This window comes from Mesorhizobium sp. M0991, assembly GCF_040318915.1.
Lineage (GTDB): Bacteria > Pseudomonadota > Alphaproteobacteria > Rhizobiales > Rhizobiaceae > Mesorhizobium.
In genome coordinates this window covers 145,346-158,676 of record NZ_JAMYNE010000004.1, presented here as the reverse complement: position 1 = coordinate 158,676, position 13,331 = coordinate 145,346, and the positions used below count along the sequence as shown (strand labels likewise).

Here is a 13,331-nt window from a genome sequence, read left to right as displayed (position 1 = left end):
CCATATCGGACTAAGGATCGGCAACCACAAAGGCCGGTCCATGCTGCGCAAGCTTCTCATCCTTGGCGTATTTGCCGGAACGTCGGCATCGCTGCCGATCGTCTATCAGTCGAATCCACAGGTAATCGAGCGGCTGTTGAAATCCGCCGTCGGAACCAAGCCGGCCGACACACAAACCGACCTGAACCTCGCCGCCGTTCCGGACAGGCCGGCGACGCCGCAGCCGCTCGGCCGCAAGGTCGTCGTCACCGCGGACGCGCGCGGGCATTTCATGTCGGCCTTCAAGTTGAACGGCCGCCAGATCGACGGCATGATCGATACCGGCGCGACGCTCGTCGCCATCAACAGCTCGACCGCACGCAGGATCGGCATCTCGCTCAATTCGTCGGACTTCAGCCATCAGGTCAACACCGCCAACGGTGCGATCAAGGCCGCCGTGGTGACGATCGACCGCCTGCAGATCGGCAGGATCACAGTCGAGGGCGTCGAGGCCGTCGTGCTCGACGACAGGGCGCTGCACACCAACCTGATCGGCATGAGCTTTCTGCAGCGGCTCGAAAAATACCAGGTCGAAGACGGCACGCTGCTGCTGGTTCAGTAGACCGTGATCCCGAACCGCAGGTCCGCGCCAGCGAAAAGAGGGAACCGGTTTTCGGACAAGATCATGGTCCAAGAGAGATAGAGCCCATCCGATACCCATCGGAATGGGCTCTACCCGCGCGGCAGGATCCGCCGGATGACGGTTTTCTCCGTGGCCGGTTTGGAAGTGCCGATCGTATAGGCCGAAAGCACGGCGGCGGCGGCCGCTTCGGCATCCCCGGTATTGCGGGCATGGACCAGCGCCAGCGCTTCGCCGGTCCGCACTTCAGCGCCGACTGGCAACAGCCTGGTGATGCCGACGGCGTGATCGATCCTGTCGTCCGGCCGCGTCCGCCCGCCGCCAAGCCCGACCACCGCAAGCCCGATCTCGCGGGTCGCGATGCCGGTGACAAAGCCGTTCGCGCTCGCCTTGACGGCAAATTCCGTTGCCGTTTTCGGCAGATATTTTTCCGGATTTTCGATGAAGTCGGCGGGACCGCCAAGTGCCGCCACCATGCGCGCGAAGATGGAAGCGGCGCGGCCGCCGGCCAGCGTCTCGGCGGCGCGGCGCAGGCCGTTCTGGTTGGACGACACCAGGCCTGCCGATTGCAGCATTTCGGCGGCCAGCGCCAGCGTCACGTCCTCCAGCCGCCGGTCGCGAAAGCGGCCGGTGAGAAAATCGACGGCGTTGCGCACCTCGACCGCATTGCCGGCGGCGGATGCCAGCGGCTCGTTCATGCCGGTGACCAGCGCCGAGGCCTTAAGGCCGGCGCCATTGGCGACGTCGACCAGGCTGTTGGCCAGCGCGGTTGCATCGCGCGATTTCTCCATGAAGGCGCCGTTGCCGACCTTGACGTCCAGCACTAGCGAATTGAGGCCGGCGGCCAGCTTCTTCGATAGGATCGAGGCGGTGATCAGCGGCACCGATTCCACTGTTCCCGTCACATCGCGGATGGCGTAGAGCCTGGCGTCGGCGGGTGCCAGATCGGCGGTCTGGCCGATGATGGCGCAGCCGGTTTCCAGCACCGTCTTGCGGAAGCGTGCAATGTCCGGCTGGCTGATATAGCCGGGGATGGCATCCATCTTGTCCAGCGTGCCGCCGGTATGGCCCAGACCCCTGCCGGAAATCATCGGCACATAGGCGCCACAGGCAGCGACGATCGGTGCCAGCATCAAGGAGACATTGTCGCCGACGCCGCCCGTCGAATGCTTGTCGGTGACCGGCCCAGGCAGATCCGACCAGTCGAGCACATCGCCGGAATCGCGCATCGCTATTGTCAGCGCCACCGCCTCGTCGCGGCTCATGCCGTTGAAGAACACCGCCATGGCGAAGGCGCCGACCTGCGCGTCGGTAACGGTGCCGGCGGTCAGGCCCTCGATAAAGAACGCGATCTCCTCAGCCGAGAGCTTCTGGCCATCGCGCTTGCGGCGGATGATTTCCTGGGGAAGCATCAGGCGTCGACCCTGTGCTCCGGAAGCCCGTCCTGAAAAACGCGCTGCAGGATGGTCGCCAGCCGCGCGCCGCCGACCGGCGCCATGTCCTTGGTCTCCTGGTGCGACAGCTCGGCTCCGGTCATGCCGGCGGCAAGGTTGGTGACGACAGAGCAGGCGGCGACGCGCAGGCCGAGGAAGCGGGCGAGAATGACCTCCGGCACCGTCGACATGCCGACCGCGTTGGCGCCCATGACGCGCGCCATGCGGATCTCGGCGGGCGTCTCGAAGCATGGGCCGGAGAACCACATATAGACGCCCTTGTGCAGCGTGGTACCGGTGGCCTTCGCCGCCTGCTCGATGGCGGAGCGGAGACCGGCGTCATAGGCTTCGGTCAGGCCGACGAAACGGCGGTCGCTCGGCTCGCCTATCAGCGGGTTGGAGCCCGAGAAATTGATGTGGTCCGTGATCAGCATCACCGAGCCCGGCCCCATCCCCGGATCGACCGAACCGGCGGCGTTGGTGAGGATCAGTTTGGAGATGCCGAGGCCGGCAAGCACCTCGAGTGCCGGCCGCATCGCCGCCGCGTTGCCGTGCTCGTAGTAGTGTGCGCGGCCGGACAGCATCAGCACCGGCGTGCCGGCAAAGAGCCCCGCCACCACCTCGCCGGCATGGCCGCTGACGCCGCTTCTGGGAAACCCCGGCAAGTCGGCGTAGGAAATGCGCACTGCATCCTCGACCTTGTCGACAAGCCCGCCAAGCCCCGATCCCAGCACCAAAGCGGTGGTCGGCGCCAGCCCGTCCAGCCTTTCGACGAGGTGATCGAGCGCTTCTTTCATTTCAGCACATCGCCCTGGAATCCGTATGGCAGCAACTCGCCCATGGTCACGGTCTCGACCACGCCACTGTCATCGCAGAGATAGAACTTCGTTTCCGGCCGGCAGAATTCCGCCAGCCGCTGCCGGCAGCCGCCGCAGGGCGAGCATTTTGCCACGCGTTCGGCGATCACGGCGACTTCCGTGATCTTGCCGCCGCCGCCCATGATGTAGTTGGCAAGTGCGGTGGTTTCAGCGCACCAGCCCTCCGGATAGGACGCGATCTCGACATTGGCGCCAGTGAAGACACGGCCGTCCTCGGTGCGCAACGCCGCGCCGACCGGAAATTTCGAATAGGGCGCATAGGCCTTGGCCATGGCGGCTTTCGCCGCTTCGAACAGATCATGAGCCATGATAGATCAGCGTTCCTTGACATAAGGCACGCCGCCGGCGCGCGGCGGGATTGCCTTGCCGATGAAGCCGGCAAGCAGGATGACCGTCAGGACATAGGGCAGCGCCTGCATGAATTGCACCGGCACCTTGCCGATCAGCGGCAGCGGCGTGCCTTGCAGGCGGATCGACGCCGCGTCGAGGAAGCCGAACAGCAGGCAGGCGAACATGGCGTTGACCGGTTTCCATTTGGCGAAGATCAGCGCGGCCAGCGCGATGTAGCCCTTGCCGGCGGTCATGTCCTTCACGAAGCCGCCATTCTGCACCATCGACAGATAGGCGCCGGCAATGCCGGTGAGCACGCCGGTGCAGATCAGCGCCCGGTAGCGCAGCCAGGCGACGGATATTCCGGCGGTATCGACCGCGGCCGGGTTCTCGCCGACGGCGCGCAGGCGCAAGCCGAAGCGGGTGCGAAACAGCACCCACCAGGTGAACGGCACGGCCAGGAAGGCGAGATAGACCAGCACGGAGTGGCCGGAGATGAGTTCCGAATAGATCGGCCCGAGGATCGGAACGCTCCTGAGCGCATCCGCGCCCGGCCAGATGATTGCCTCGAAGCGCTCGCCGGCGGCCAGCGCTGGCGTGCGCCCGCCTTGCTGGAACCAGGCCTGGCCGAGCATGATCGTCGATCCGGCCGCAATGAAATTGATCGCGACGCCGGAGACGATCTGGTTGCCGCGATGGGTGATCGAGGCAAAGCCGTGGATCAGCGCGAAGGCAACCGAGATGAGGATGGCCATGCCGAGCCCGAGATAGGCCGAGTGGAAGACCGAGGCGGCGGCGGCACCGGCGAAGGCGCCGACAAGCATCTTGCCCTCGAGCCCGATGTCGAAGACGCCGGCGCGCTCCGAATAGAGGCCGGCGAGGCAGGCGAGCAGCAAGGGAACCGACAGGCGGATGGTCGAGTCCAGGACCTGCACGATGGCATTGAAGAAATCCATCTCAGGCACCCTTCCCCTTGACCGCTTCCATACCAACCGATCTCGGGCTGAGCGAGGCGAACAGCGCCTGGACGTAGGGCCGGAACATATGCTCGAGCGCGCCGGCGAACAGGATGACGAGGCCCTGGATGATGACGATCATGTCGCGGCTGATCGCCGGCATCTCGAAGGCGAGCTCGGCGCCGCCCTGGTAGAGCATGCCGAACAGTATTGCGGCAAGCACGATGCCGACCGGGTGCAGGCGGCCCATCAACGCCACTGCGATGCCGACGAAACCGGCGCCCGAAACGAATTCGAGCGCGACATTATGCTGGTCGCCCATCGTCGGATTGAGCGCCATCATGCCGGCCAGTGCGCCCGAGATCATCATCGCGATGATGATGATGCGGATCTCCGAAATGCCGGCATAGCGCGCCGCTTTCGGGCTATGGCCATAGGTGCGCATCTCGTAGCCCAGCTTGGTGCGCCAGATCAGCACCCACACGAGAAAGGCCATGGCCAGCGCCAGCAGCGAGCTGACGTTGAACGGCGCCGAACGGATTTTGGCGCCGAACAATTCGATGATCCAGTTGAGCTTCGGCAATTGTGCGCCTTCGAGGAAGGTGCGCGTCTGCGGCGCCATCGAGCCGGGCGGCTTCAGCATGCCCACCAGCGCATAGACCATGACGCTGGCGGCGATGAAATTGAACATGATGGTGGTGATGACGATGTGCGAGCCGCGCTTGGCCTGCAGATAGGCCGGGATCAGCGCCCACAGCGCGCCCATCGCCGCTGCGGCGACAATGGCAATCGGGAAGGTCAGCCACCAGGGCAGCACGCTGTCGAAGGCCAGGCAAACGATGCCGATGCCGAGACCGGCGATATAGCCCTGGCCCTCGCCACCGATGTTGAACAGGCCGCAATGCGCCGCAACCGCCACCGAAAGCCCGCTGAAGATGAAGGTGGTGGCATAGAAAAGCGTGAACGCGATGCCTTGGCCGCGACCGAAGGCGCCCTCGACCAGGACGACGGCTGCGCGCAGCGGGTTCTCGCCAACCAATATGACGACGAAGCCGGCAACGACGAAGGCGACGAACAGATTGATCAGCGGGATCAGCACGTAATCGGCCCAGGCCGGCAGCTTGGCATAGGGAGTGCTCACTCGGCCGCCTCCCGGTGCTCGACGCCGGCCATCAGCAGACCGAGTTCGCCCTCGGTCGCGTCGGGGCCGCGCTCGCCGACGATGCGGCCGGCAAACATCACCAGAATGCGGTCGGAAAGCGAACGGATCTCGTCGAGCTCGACCGAAACCACCAGCACCGCTTTGCCCTGGTCGCGCATCGCGATGAGGCGCTTGTGGATGAATTCGATGGCGCCGACATCGACGCCGCGCGTCGGCTGGCCGACGATCAACACGCCGGGATCCTGCTCCATTTCCCGCGCGAGCACGATCTTCTGCTGGTTGCCGCCGGAGAAATTGGCGGTCTTGAGGCGGCAGTCGGCCGGGCGGATGTCGTATTTGACGATCTTGTCCCTGGCATCGTTACGGATGGCGTCGATGTCGAGGAACGGCCCCTTCAGATAGCGCTCGTCGTCCTGGTAGCCGAGGATCGAATTCTCGTTCTCCTCGAAGGCCAACACCAAGCCGACATGGTGGCGGTCCTCCGGCACATGGGCAAGGCCGCGCTCGCGCAGCTCGCCAGGGTCGGCGGCGCCGGTCAGGTCGATCGGCTTTCCGTCCAGCATAACCGAGCCCGACACGGCATGCCTGATGCCGGAAATCGCCTCGAGCAGTTCGGATTGTCCGTTGCCGGCGACGCCGGCAATGCCGACGATCTCGCCGGCGTGTACGTCGAAGGAGACGTCGTCGACCATGGTGACGCCGCGGGAATCCTTGACCGTCAGGTTCTTGACCGCGAGCTTGACGCCGCCGGCCTTCGCCTCGCCCTTCTCGACGCGCAGCAGCACGCGCCGGCCGACCATCAGCTCGGCCAACTCCTCGACCGTGGTCTTCCTGGTTTCGCGTGTCGCCACCATCGTGCCCTGGCGCATCACCGAGACCGTGTCGGTGATCGCCATGATCTCGCGCAGCTTGTGGGTGATCAGTACGATCGTCTTGCCCTGCTCCTTCAGCTGCCTGAGGATGCGGAACAGATGGTCGGCCTCGGCCGGCGTCAGCACGCCCGTCGGTTCGTCGAGGATCAGGATCTCGGCGCCGCGATAGAGCGCCTTGAGGATTTCGACGCGTTGCTGCAGGCCGACCGGCAATTCCTCGATGATCGCGTCGGGATCGACTTCGAGCCCGTATTCGCGCTCGAGCCGCTCCAGCTCGGAACGAGCCTTGGCGATGCTCTTCTTCAGCAGCGCATCGCTTTCGGCGCCGAGAATGACGTTTTCCAAGACCGAGAAGTTGTCGACCAGCATGAAGTGCTGATGCACCATGCCGATGCCGAGCGCGATTGCATCGTTTGGTGTCTTGATCGATGCCGGCTGGCCGCCGACACGGATTTCGCCGGCATCGGCCTGGTAGAAACCATAGAGGATCGACATCAGCGTCGACTTGCCGGCACCGTTCTCGCCGACGATGCCATGGATGGTACCGCGCATGATCTCCAGATTGATGTCGCGGTTGGCGCGCACGGCGCCAAAGCTCTTGTCGATGCCGATCAGCTCGATTGCGGCTTGCGCCATGCAGCCTGTTCCCACTGTTATTTTTTTTACCGCTTGGTCAAACGCCTAGCATGACGCCCAGTCTGTGCCAATTGGGTCTGTGCCAATTGGCCGGAGCAGGGTTCACTCTCGACAAATCCCGCCATGCTTGTCAATTTCCAACGTGGCCGCAGCCTGCACAATCGCCTGATCGAGGATTTCAAATGACCATGCCCGAGGACCGGCTGACGACGCTGGAAATCCGCGCCGCCGAGCAGGAGAAGACCATTGAGGAACTGTCCGGCCAGATCGCCGAACAGTGGAAGGTGATCGAGCGCATGCAGCGCAAGCTCGACGCGCTGGCCGAGCGCTTCCTGGCGCTGGAGGAACAGGCCGCACCCGACGTGCCGGTAACCAAGCCGCCGCACTGGTGAGCGGCTGACAATGCAAAACCGCCGGGCTTTCACCCGGCGGCTCGTCAGTTCAGCAGTGCTAGTCGATCAATAAGGGCAATCGATCAATACGGGCAGGCATTGTCCGACATGTAGTCGTGCACCTTGATGGTGCCGGCGATGATGTCGGCCTTGGCCTTTTCGACCGCTGCCTTCATCGCGTCGTCGACAAGCGCCTTGTTGTTGTCGTCCATGGCGTAGTCGACGCCGCCTTCCTTGAGGCCGAGATCGTTGACGCCGGCCGTGAACTTGCCGTCCTTGGCATCCATGAAGGTGTTGTAGACGGCAACGTCGACGCGCTTGACCATCGAGGTCAGCACCTTGCCGGGCTGCAGGCCGTTCTGATTGGAATCGACGCCGATGCCGAGTTTGCCGGCGTCGGCCGCTGCCTGCAGCACACCGACACCGGTGCCGCCTGCCGCTGCGTAGACCACGTCGGCGCCCTGGTCGATCTGCGTCTTGGCGATCTCGCCGCCCTTGGCCGGATCGTTCCAGGCTGCCGGCGTATCGCCGGTCATGTTCTGGATGACGTCAGTGGCGCCGGCCGCCTTGGCGCCGCCGACATAGCCGCAGCCAAACCTGCGGATCAGCGGAATGTCCATGCCGCCGACGAAGCCGACCTTCTTGGTCTTGGAAGCCATCGCCGCCATCACGCCGACGAGGTAGGAGCCTTCCTGCTCCTTGTAGACAAGGGAGCGGACATTGGGCTTGTCGACGACCATGTCGATGATGGCGAATTTGGTGTCGGGGAACTCGGTGGCGATCTTGTCCAGCGCGTCCGCCCAGGAAAAGCCCGCCATGACGATCGGATTGCGGCCGTCCTCGGCGAAACGGCGCAGCGCCTGCTCGCGCTGGGTGGCGTTGCTGACCTCGAATTCCACATAGGGGATGCCGGTCTCGGTCTTGAACTTTTCGGCGCCGTGGAAGGACGCCTCGTTGAACGACTTGTCGAACTTGCCGCCGAGATCGTAGAGGATCGCGGGTTGAATGTCCGCGGCGAAGGCCGGAAGAACCATTGCAGCTGCGGCCATAAGGCCGAGAACGATACGTTTCATGTGATCCACACCCCTGTCGGTTATTTGTCCATTATGCACCCTAATGCCGGCCCGGTTCTCCGGCAGGCACGCGGCGTCAGGCAGGAGTGTCTTCCTCCCGCTTCGGGCCAATCTGGCACGGCCCGAAACAAAATTCACGTGGAATTTTGACCCTTTGGAAAAGCGTGGCGCCGCATCGCTGCGCCACAGCACATTCCTTGCGTCAGGGGCGCAAAATCAGGCGGAGACGGCAGCCGGAATGGCGCAGGAGACGCCGGTTCCCTGCAGGCCGCAATAGCCATAGGGGTTCTTCGCCAGATATTGCTGGTGGTCTTCCTCGGCGAAGTAGAATTCCGGCGCCGGTGCGATCTCCGTGGTGATCTTGCCGCGTCCGGCGCCGCGCAGCGAAGCCTCGTAGGCATCGCGCGAGGCGATCGCAGCCTGGTACTGCGCGTCGTTGAACGTGTAGATCGCCGAACGGTAGGTGGTGCCGACGTCATTGCCCTGGCGCATGCCTTGGGTCGGGTCGTGACTTTCCCAGAACAGCTTCAAAAGCTCGGCATAGGACACGATCTTCGGATCGTAGACGACGAGCACGACTTCGGCATGGCCGGTAAGCCCGGTGCAGGTTTCCTGATAGGTCGGGTTGGGCGTGACGCCGCCGGCATAGCCGGCCGCCGTGACCCAGACGCCCTCGACCTGCCAGAACAGGCGCTCGGCGCCCCAGAAGCAGCCCAGGCCGAACATCGCCGTCTCCAGCCCTTCGGGATAGGGACCCTTGAGCGGCCTGTTCGAGACAAAATGCTTCGATGCCGTCGGGATCGGCCGGTCGCGGCCGGGCAGCGCCTCGGAGGGTTTCGGCAGGTTGAGCTTCTTGTTCAGCATGTCGCTGAGAAACATGTGTGGGTTCCTTTTCTTCTTGGTTGAGCCTCCCCGGTACGGGAACACCGGGTCAGGCTGGAATTTCAGGTCGCGGCGAACCGCCCGCTGGGGCGCTGCCGCCTGTAGCCGATGGCGTAAAGAATGAACGCCAGCACCGCGAACACGGCGAAGCCGGACTGGCTGAGCACCCAGGCGATGGCACCGTCCCACAGCAGCGGATTGACCTTGTCGCGGACGAAGCTTTCGAAGGCGCTGCGCGTATCCGGCGAGACCGCGAGCCAGCTGGTATTAAGCGGGGTCATCACCAGCGCCGAAGCCGCCACCGACCGGGTCGCATCGAGCACGGCCATGATGACCGAAACCGACAGCGCGACCATTGCAGCGAGACGAAAGACGAAGCGGAACATCCAGACCCTTCCTCCCCAGGAGATTATCAGAATGTCGTATCGGACTGTTAGATAGGATCTACTTGCTTCGCCTGCAATCGCGACACGCGAAGTTGAACCCGCGACCGCCGGTTCGCCGGAACCGGTGGCGCGCCGGACGGCGAGCACACCTCCGCCGCCCCTTTCGATAGGCTCCCAACGGGTGCTCCGGTAACATGGGGTGAGCATCCGTATCCGGCAAAGCGAATAGACTGTCGTTATGTCTTGGCATTCGGCACCGGATCGACTAGATGAGCCCCGCGCCTGTTGCTTTGACGGCTCAGGTGCGGGGAAAGGGTATCCGCTGGTTGACGGCGCCCACGGCCGGAATTCCGGGCCGGAATCCCAAGGGAGATGCATCTCCCCAACCCGCGCGGCGAAACCGACCGCGTCGAAAATGCTAAAAGGACGGAGAGGTGGCCGAGTGGTTGAAGGCGCACGCCTGGAAAGTGTGTTTACGGGAGACCGTAACGCGGGTTCGAATCCCGCTCTCTCCGCCATTTCTCTAAAGTTCCATGACATAAAATACACGGCGCTCCATGGCGGGCGCCCCACAAATTAGTAAACCTCGCGCCACCGGTTGGAATTGACGGCTTCCATATCTAAGCATTTGGACACAGCCGTAAAGTACGCCTCTCGTTCCTGTGGCTTCGAATCTCTCTGATCCCACATACTATTTCTTTATAAGCTTTACTTTTGACCATTCACGAAGTTCTGCGTCCGCGTTGGCAGGGTCGAATGATACCGCGCGTGCCAGCTGATTTAAAAGCCTGGATTTAACGTTTGTCGAAAGGAACGCGTCACTATCAATTTTATTTTTTGCCATTTTAAATTGCCGCCGCTCGATCATCAACCTAACTTGAAGCTCAGACAACCTAGTCTCATCTCCTTCGGAAAACCCGCCGGCATCGGTTAACAATAGACCAATCTTTTCAAGGTCGGCATCGACACGGTCCGGGTCGGCACTTGCGAGGTAAACCTCAGCACGCTGGAAATATGGAGCAAGAAGTGACGGCGTACGTTCTATCGCACGATTGGCCGCTGCAAGCGCTTTAGGGTAGTCCTTGCGTCGCAAATGGCCTTGGGCGATCCTGACTAAATAAAATGATGAGCCCGGTGCATCGCCATAAACACTTAGCTTCGACATCCCTTCCGCGAGCTCGGTCGCATTAACGCTTAGTCCGGCGCTTTCTTTTCCAAGCAGCGTCTCCGCAAAAATGTCGATAATAAACGGGTTAGTCGGTGCGTCCTTATAGGCGGCACGAGCATGGGCCTCCGCTTCTGCGTACCGACGCTGCTTGCAATAGAGACTTGCAAGTTCACGATTCAAGCTTTGGTTCGATTTCGCAAGCCTCCAAGCTTGAAGAAATTTGTCCTCCGCAAGATCTAGGTGCCCTTTACGCCGCAACGAAAACCCTTCAAGAAAGAGAACCATCCTCTGTGCGACCCGAGACCTATAGCGTCGTAACTGTTCGACAGCTTCAGAAAATACCCTCTCATCGCCTGATCTTATGGCCGATAAACCCCACAGTCTCAGAACCTCAACTTGCCCATCCTCCGGCAAGCGATCCTTCATTGCGAAAGCCCTCTGGCAGAATTCCATGCACTGGCCACGCCGCCCGTCGTCGTAGTGCTCTCTGGCAATCCTCAATAGATGAGAGGGCAGAATAAGATGAGACAGGAACGCCGGAGGAGTTTTGGCTTTTGCGGACGCCAGAGTTGCGGCCCCGATGATGGACATTGGGACTTGATCTTCGTTCTCGTATTCCGAAACAAGCTCACAAATCCTGATGGCAACCTTCTGTTTCCATTCGCCTGACCTATCAAAGCGACCATCCCGACGCACCCCATCTCGGATTGGCGCGGCGATGTGGAAATGCCGATCGCGTCTTTCGATACAGCAGTGGTCTTGCAGCCGACGAACGCTTTGGGTGATTTCTTCGGCGGAGCCGACCACAATCCCTATTATTGTCTCGGCATCAAGAAAGTGATATTCTGAGAGAAGAGCGACTATTTCGACCTCCATTTCGTTGAACTGAATCTTATTCAAGAAATCGGCAGCCCGTCTATTCTTCCATTCTATTAGTTCAGTGGGATCATTTATGATAGAATCAATTCCATAATTCAAAATATATTGCAGCGCAAATTGTATGTTGTATGGGTGACCGTCTATGTGTCCGACAACTAGGCCAATTTGTATCTCCGTATATTCAATTGCAAATTCTTTAAGTGTTAAGCTCAAAATCTCAGCGACAACCTCGTCGCTTAATGGCTGAAGATATCGATGATAGGTTCGCGAATTTTCAGCTTTCAAGCGAAGGGGCATCATTCTTGTTTGAACGAACCCAAGACTGGGCCTGCCTCGATCCAAAAGCTGTTTGAGCAAGCTAGACAGAAATGGCTGAAATTGACCTTCGTCATTATAGACGCCGCCCTCATCAACAACAATAACAAATTCCCCATTTTCGGACATTTCCATTAGTATGTCGGAGATACTAGCGGCCTGAGCCCTGACGTCCAATCTAGAATAGGAGTCGAACTCCTTGGTCATCGTCTCAATCGAGCAGACGTGATTTAAGGAGAATAACTGCCGATACAATTCCTCTGTCCCCTCATAGTTTCCAAGAGTTACTTCGACAAAGGTATTAAATAGCCGTGGGAAGAGAGACTTTAGGCTATTGGTCAAAAAGGACCTTCGGCCAATTCCATGGTGACCTACCGCGTGCAGGAAGATCGGTGTCTTTGAAGGTGGCACAGCAATAGCTTTTCGAAGGTCGGCCTGATCGGCGTCCCTACCGAGATACAACCCTATCCCCGGGTCATCTTCGGCGGCTAATTCAAGCAGTGATGCTTGGATACGCCGGGCGCATAGCTTTGGAGACGCGATCTTTTTGGCTACGTTGATTTCCTGAAGCCACTCGGGAAGTGACTTGTAGGACACATCATCCAAGGCGAAGACATATACGCGTTTAATGAGCCCCTTTCCGCGACTCTCAAGCGCAGCGCGAATTTCTTCCCCAACGAATTTTGATGTTACCGAATGGTGAGAAAGAAAGTATACAAAGATATCTGATCTCTTAAGTGCTTCTCGTATTGCTGCGACATTCATCGTGAACTAGAAGGTTTTCTCGTCATATTCGACCTGCAACGGGCCGAGTAACTCCGCAACTCTTCCAACAAATAGTTTATCTTTGCTACTGTGAGATAAAAACGCTTTCACCTGAATCCTCCGATTCGTCAATATTATTACACTATACCAACAGAAGTATTCCGGCGAGCTCTAGGTTATGCTTAGGTAAACGTTGTCGAAACGGGCCACCCTCATCGGGTTGGCCGTTTGCTCGCGCACTATAATAATTCACCGGCAACAACCTCTCGATTGTGCGCTTAAGAGCCACTAGAAAGCAATCGTAACGGGAGAGAAATGCATTTTCCCAACCGCACGACGTGCCAGAACGGAGAGGTGGCCGAGTGGTTGAAGGCGCACGCCTGGAAAGTGTGTTTACGGGAGACCGTAACGCGGGTTCGAATCCCGCTCTCTCCGCCAGCTAAATCACACCGGCTCGCCGAGCCTGAAGGGACACTGGACGGCGACTGCCGCTGCGATGCAGTATCTTGAGGCAGGCAGCGGGGGCGCGAAGGCTACTGAGCGGCTTTCATCTTCGCCGCACCCTTACTTCAGATCAGCCCACAA

At 60.5% G+C, this 13,331-nt stretch carries 12 protein-coding genes and 2 tRNA genes; 4 read left to right on the top strand and 10 right to left on the bottom strand.

The features are described from left to right. The first annotated feature begins 40 nt into the window (after positions 1-40). The gene (locus NKH70_RS08415) at positions 41-601 is read left to right on the top strand and encodes a TIGR02281 family clan AA aspartic protease (RefSeq protein ID WP_352713664.1); all 561 of its coding nucleotides are present in this window, start codon (positions 41-43) and stop codon (positions 599-601) included. A 110-nt stretch (positions 602-711) separates the two neighbouring features. On the opposite strand, the gene deoA is transcribed toward NKH70_RS08415, so the two are convergent. From deoA to NKH70_RS08385, 6 genes are read right to left on the bottom strand one after another with little or no spacing between them, the layout of a single operon-like run. After that, positions 712-2,031 (bottom strand): thymidine phosphorylase, encoded by a 1,320-nt coding sequence (gene deoA / locus NKH70_RS08410; protein ID WP_352713667.1) that lies wholly within the window; start codon positions 2,029-2,031, stop codon positions 712-714. Then, on the bottom strand, positions 2,031-2,849 hold the full coding sequence (locus NKH70_RS08405) for a purine-nucleoside phosphorylase (RefSeq protein ID WP_352713670.1): 819 nt from the start codon (positions 2,847-2,849) through the stop codon (positions 2,031-2,033). The genes deoA and NKH70_RS08405 overlap by 1 nt, the downstream gene beginning before the upstream one ends. Then, positions 2,846-3,238 (bottom strand): cytidine deaminase, encoded by a 393-nt coding sequence (gene cdd / locus NKH70_RS08400; RefSeq protein ID WP_352713673.1) that lies wholly within the window; start codon positions 3,236-3,238, stop codon positions 2,846-2,848. The genes NKH70_RS08405 and cdd overlap by 4 nt, the downstream gene beginning before the upstream one ends. A 6-nt stretch (positions 3,239-3,244) precedes the next feature. Then, positions 3,245-4,216: an ABC transporter permease gene (locus NKH70_RS08395; protein ID WP_352516902.1), complete on the bottom strand. Its 972-nt coding sequence runs from the start codon at positions 4,214-4,216 to the stop codon at positions 3,245-3,247. 1 nt (position 4,217) lies between these two features. Next, the gene (locus NKH70_RS08390; protein WP_352465913.1) at positions 4,218-5,357 is read right to left on the bottom strand and encodes an ABC transporter permease; all 1,140 of its coding nucleotides are present in this window, start codon (positions 5,355-5,357) and stop codon (positions 4,218-4,220) included. After that, positions 5,354-6,886: an ABC transporter ATP-binding protein gene (locus tag NKH70_RS08385; RefSeq protein ID WP_352713676.1), complete on the bottom strand. Its 1,533-nt coding sequence runs from the start codon at positions 6,884-6,886 to the stop codon at positions 5,354-5,356. Before NKH70_RS08385 ends, NKH70_RS08390 begins: the two co-directional genes overlap by 4 nt. A 182-nt stretch (positions 6,887-7,068) precedes the next feature. Between NKH70_RS08385 and NKH70_RS08380 the strand changes: the two genes are divergently transcribed. Further along, complete coding sequence (locus tag NKH70_RS08380; RefSeq protein ID WP_031211352.1) at positions 7,069-7,278, top strand: SlyX family protein; 210 nt, start codon at positions 7,069-7,071, stop codon at positions 7,276-7,278. Between the two features lie 83 nt (positions 7,279-7,361). Here NKH70_RS08380 and NKH70_RS08375 read toward each other — a convergent pair whose 3' ends face one another. The 3 genes from NKH70_RS08375 to NKH70_RS08365 form a co-directional block, all read right to left on the bottom strand. Beyond that, positions 7,362-8,351: a BMP family lipoprotein gene (locus tag NKH70_RS08375; RefSeq protein WP_292657345.1), complete on the bottom strand. Its 990-nt coding sequence runs from the start codon at positions 8,349-8,351 to the stop codon at positions 7,362-7,364. A 216-nt stretch (positions 8,352-8,567) separates the two neighbouring features. After that, positions 8,568-9,230 carry a peptide-methionine (S)-S-oxide reductase MsrA gene (gene msrA, locus NKH70_RS08370; RefSeq protein ID WP_352709271.1) on the bottom strand — a complete coding sequence of 221 codons (663 nt, stop codon included), beginning with the start codon at positions 9,228-9,230 and terminating at the stop codon, positions 8,568-8,570. Between the two features lie 65 nt (positions 9,231-9,295). Beyond that, positions 9,296-9,619 carry a hypothetical protein gene (locus NKH70_RS08365; protein ID WP_352713682.1) on the bottom strand — a complete coding sequence of 108 codons (324 nt, stop codon included), beginning with the start codon at positions 9,617-9,619 and terminating at the stop codon, positions 9,296-9,298. Between the two features lie 428 nt (positions 9,620-10,047). On the opposite strand from NKH70_RS08365, the gene NKH70_RS08360 reads away from it, so the two are divergent. Further along, positions 10,048-10,137, top strand: a tRNA-Ser gene (locus NKH70_RS08360). A 173-nt stretch (positions 10,138-10,310) separates the two neighbouring features. Here NKH70_RS08360 and NKH70_RS08355 read toward each other — a convergent pair. Then, positions 10,311-12,746: a hypothetical protein gene (locus tag NKH70_RS08355; protein ID WP_353025081.1), complete on the bottom strand. Its 2,436-nt coding sequence runs from the start codon at positions 12,744-12,746 to the stop codon at positions 10,311-10,313. A gap of 348 nt (positions 12,747-13,094) precedes the next feature. Here NKH70_RS08355 and NKH70_RS08350 point away from each other — a divergent pair. After that, positions 13,095-13,184, top strand: a tRNA-Ser gene (locus NKH70_RS08350). Positions 13,185-13,331: the final 147 nt, after the last annotated feature.